Source organism: Pseudomonas sp. (assembly GCF_037994325.1).
Classification (GTDB): domain Bacteria; phylum Pseudomonadota; class Gammaproteobacteria; order Pseudomonadales; family Pseudomonadaceae; genus Aquipseudomonas.
The window spans coordinates 1-3,412 of record NZ_JBBNAH010000205.1; the positions used below are offsets into that span (position 1 = coordinate 1).

Annotated in this window: 4 protein-coding genes; all 4 read left to right on the forward strand. The window is 62.4% G+C overall.

Annotation, left to right across the window (positions count from 1 at the left end; genetic code table 11):
- On the forward strand, positions 1-412 hold a 412-nt coding region (locus AAAB16_RS06915; RefSeq protein WP_340662676.1), incomplete at its 5' end, for a M24 family metallopeptidase.
- Positions 412-1,611 carry a 2-octaprenyl-6-methoxyphenyl hydroxylase gene (gene ubiH, locus AAAB16_RS06920; RefSeq protein WP_340662677.1) on the forward strand — a complete coding sequence of 400 codons (1,200 nt, stop codon included), beginning with the start codon at positions 412-414 and terminating at the stop codon, positions 1,609-1,611. The genes AAAB16_RS06915 and ubiH, both read left to right, overlap by 1 nt.
- Positions 1,608-2,102 carry a DUF4442 domain-containing protein gene (locus AAAB16_RS06925; RefSeq protein ID WP_340662678.1) on the forward strand — a complete coding sequence of 165 codons (495 nt, stop codon included), beginning with the start codon at positions 1,608-1,610 and terminating at the stop codon, positions 2,100-2,102. Before ubiH ends, AAAB16_RS06925 begins: the two co-directional genes overlap by 4 nt.
- A gap of 10 nt (positions 2,103-2,112) precedes the next feature.
- Positions 2,113-3,333 carry a 2-octaprenyl-3-methyl-6-methoxy-1,4-benzoquinol hydroxylase gene (locus AAAB16_RS06930; protein ID WP_340662679.1) on the forward strand — a complete coding sequence of 407 codons (1,221 nt, stop codon included), beginning with the start codon at positions 2,113-2,115 and terminating at the stop codon, positions 3,331-3,333.
- Positions 3,334-3,412: the final 79 nt, after the last annotated feature.

The window sequence follows — 3,412 nt, forward strand, 5'->3', positions numbered from 1 at the left end:
GCACTGGAACGAAGCCCACGAAGCCACCGTGCAGGTGATCACTGCCGGCTTGGTTGAGCTCGGTTTGCTCGAAGGTGACGTTAACGAGCTGATCGCCAGTGAAGCGTACAAGCCGTTTTATATGCACCGTGCCGGCCACTGGTTGGGTATGGATGTGCATGACGTTGGTGACTACAAAGTCGGCGGCGAATGGCGGGTGCTGGAAGTCGGTATGGCGTTGACCGTCGAGCCTGGCATCTATATCGCGGTGGATAACCAAAACGTCGCGAAGAAATGGCGCGGCATTGGTGTGCGCATTGAAGACGACGTAGTGGTGACCAAAACCGGCTGCGAAATCATCACCAAAGATGCACCGAAAACCGTGGCGGAAATTGAAGCGCTGATGGCCGAAGCCCGCGTACAGGCTGCCTGATGAGCCAAGCCCAACTCGCCATTATTGGCGGCGGCCTGGTCGGCGCCAGCCTGGCCTTGGCTCTGCAAGCCGGGGCCAAGGCGCGCGGCTGGTCGATTGTGCTGATTGAGCCCTTTGCCCCAGGCGACAGCTATCAGCCCAGCTATGACGCCCGCTCCACCGCGCTGTCCTACGGCACTCAGCAGATCTACCAGCGCTTGGGCATTTGGCCCAAGGTAGCTGAGCGCGCCGAGGCCATTTCCCATATTCATGTCTCCGACCGTGGCCGTTTTGCCGCCGCGCGCCTGAGTGCTGAAGAAGAGGGCGTGCCGGCCCTGGGCTATGTTGCCGAGAACGCTTGGCTGGGCCATTGCCTGTGGCAAGCGCTGGACCCTGAGGTGGTGACCTGGCGCTGCCCGGCTGAAGTGGTAAAGATGCAGGCCATTGACGTGGCCCCCGGCCGTGGCGGTTATCGCCTGACCCTTAACGATGAAAGCCTGCTCGATTGCGACCTGGCAGTGCTGGCCGATGGCGGCCGTTCCGGCTTGCGTGAACAGCTGGGTATCACGGTGAAAACCACGGCGTACAAACAAAGCGCCTTGATCGCCAATATCAGCATCAGCCAACCCCATGGCGGCCTGGCTTTCGAGCGCTTTACCGACGAAGGCCCGATGGCCTTGTTGCCGCTGTCGGACAACCGCAGCGCGCTAGTCTGGACCCGCCCCGGTGATGACGCCCATCGCCTGCTGGCGCTGGACGACCGCGCCTTTCTCGCCGAGCTGCAACAGGTCTTCGGCTACCGCCTGGGTGCGTTGCGTCAGGTCGGCGCGCGGCATGTTTACCCGCTGTCGCTGATCGAAGCGCAAGAGCAAGTGCGCCCGCATTTGGTGGTGCTTGGCAACGCGGCCCACAGCCTGCACCCGATTGCCGGGCAGGGTTACAACCTGGCCCTGCGTGATGTGCAGGCCTTGGCGCAAACGCTGCTGGCCGGGCCAGACGTGCCTGGCGACTTCGCCACCTTGCAGCAGTATTACGCCCGCCAACAGCTGGATCAGAGCCTGACCGTCGGTTTCTCTGACCGCGTCACGCGCCTGTTCAGCAATGCCGAGCCGCTGCTGGCCACAGGGCGCAATCTCGGCCTGCTGGGGCTGGATATGCTGCCGCCGGCCAAGCGCTGGTTTGCCCGTCAGGCCATGGGCATTGGTACCCGCGAACAATGAGTGCGCAAGTGAGTGCTGCCAAGCTGGCCCGTCGTGCGCGTTTTTTACGCCTGGCCATGAATCTCTATCCGCCGTACGTGGGCGCCGGTATCCGGGTTAAACAGATCGCCGACGACTTCCGCCATGTGCGGGTAAAAATGGGCTTGCACTGGTTTAACCGTAACTACGTACGCACCCAGTTCGGCGGCTCGCTCTATAGCATGACCGACCCGTTTTATATGTTGATGCTGATGAACCTGCTTGGCCGCGACTACATCGTCTGGGACAAGGCGGCCAATATCGACTTCATCAGCCCCGGCAAAGGCACGGTGTATGCCGAGTTCCAGGTGGACGATGCGCTGCTGGCGGATATCCGCGCGCATACCGCCAATGGCGACAAATACCTGCCCGAGCTAAACGTGGCTATCTATGACGCCGAGGGCACCCTGGTGGCCAAGGTGCGCAAAACCCTCTACGTCCGCCTCAAGCCGCAAGCGCGGCAGGCAGCATAAGGAAGACAGAATGCGCGCGGATCTGGTGATTGTTGGCGCTGGCATGGTAGGCAGCGCCTTGGCCTTGGCCCTGAAAGACAGCGGCCTGGAAATTCTGCTGATTGATGGCAGCCCGTTGAGTGTTAAGCCATTCGACACAGCTGCGTCCTTTGAACCCCGGGTAAGCGCCTTATCCATGGCCAGCCAGCGCATTCTCGAACGCGTCGGCGCCTGGTCGGGTATCGAAGCGCGGCGCACCAGTCCGTATGGCGAGATGCAGGTGTGGGATGGCTCCGGCACCGGGCAGATCCATTTCTCTGCCGCCAGCGTGCATGCCGAGGTGCTCGGCCATATCGTTGAGAACCGCGTGGTGCAGGACGCCCTGATCGAGCAATTGCATAGCACCGATCTTGGCCTGCTTGCCAACGCTCGCCTGGAGCAGCTGCGCCACTCCGGTGACGATTGGCTGCTGACCCTGGCCGATGGTCGCGAGGTGCGCACACCGCTGGTCATCGCCGCCGACGGCGCCAACTCTGCGGTACGCCGCCTGGCCGGTTGCGCCACCCGCGAGTGGGATTACCTGCACCACGCCATTGTCACCAGCGTGCGCTGTGGCAAGCCGCACCAACGCACCGCCTGGCAGCGCTTTACCGACGATGGCCCACTGGCATTTTTGCCACTGGCGCGTGAGGGCGATAGCCAGGATTGGTGCTCGATTGTCTGGTCGACTACCCCAGGGCAAGCCGAACGGCTGATGGCCCTGGATGACAGCGAGTTTTGCCGTGAGCTGGGCAAAGCCTTTGAATGGCGCCTGGGCGAGGTGTTGGAAGCCGATCCGCGCTTGTGCATTCCGCTGCGTCAGCGCCATGCCAAACGCTATATCGAACCGGGCCTGGCCCTGATTGGCGACGCTGCGCACACCATTCACCCGCTGGCCGGGCAGGGCGTAAACCTTGGTTTTCTCGATGCCGCTGTGCTCGCCGAAGTGCTGCTGCATGCCACCTCGCGTGGCGAAAACATTGCCGATGAACGCGTACTCAGCCGCTTCGAGCGCCGTCGTATGCCCCATAACCTGGGGATGATGGCGGCGATGGAAGGCTTTCAGCGCCTGTTCCAGGCCGATCCGTTGCCGGTGCGCTGGTTGCGTAATAGCGGCCTGAATCTGGTCGATGGTTTGGCCGAAGGCAAAGCGCTGTTCGTACGCCAGGCGCTGGGCCTTTCCGGCGATCTGCCGGCGCTCGCTAAAGCCTGATGAGCACGTCGTGGGTCGAATGACGGTTTGGGCAGCAATTCTGGGCCCCCGCCTGCGCGGGGGCGACGGAGTCTATCTA

Coding starts and splice junctions, on each gene's coding strand:
- ubiH (WP_340662677.1), top strand. CDS start 412: ATGAGCCAAGCCCAACTCGCCATTATTGGCGGCGGCCTGGTCGGCGCC.
- AAAB16_RS06930 (WP_340662679.1), top strand. CDS start 2,113: ATGCGCGCGGATCTGGTGATTGTTGGCGCTGGCATGGTAGGCAGCGCC.
- AAAB16_RS06925 (WP_340662678.1), top strand. CDS start 1,608: ATGAGTGCGCAAGTGAGTGCTGCCAAGCTGGCCCGTCGTGCGCGTTTT.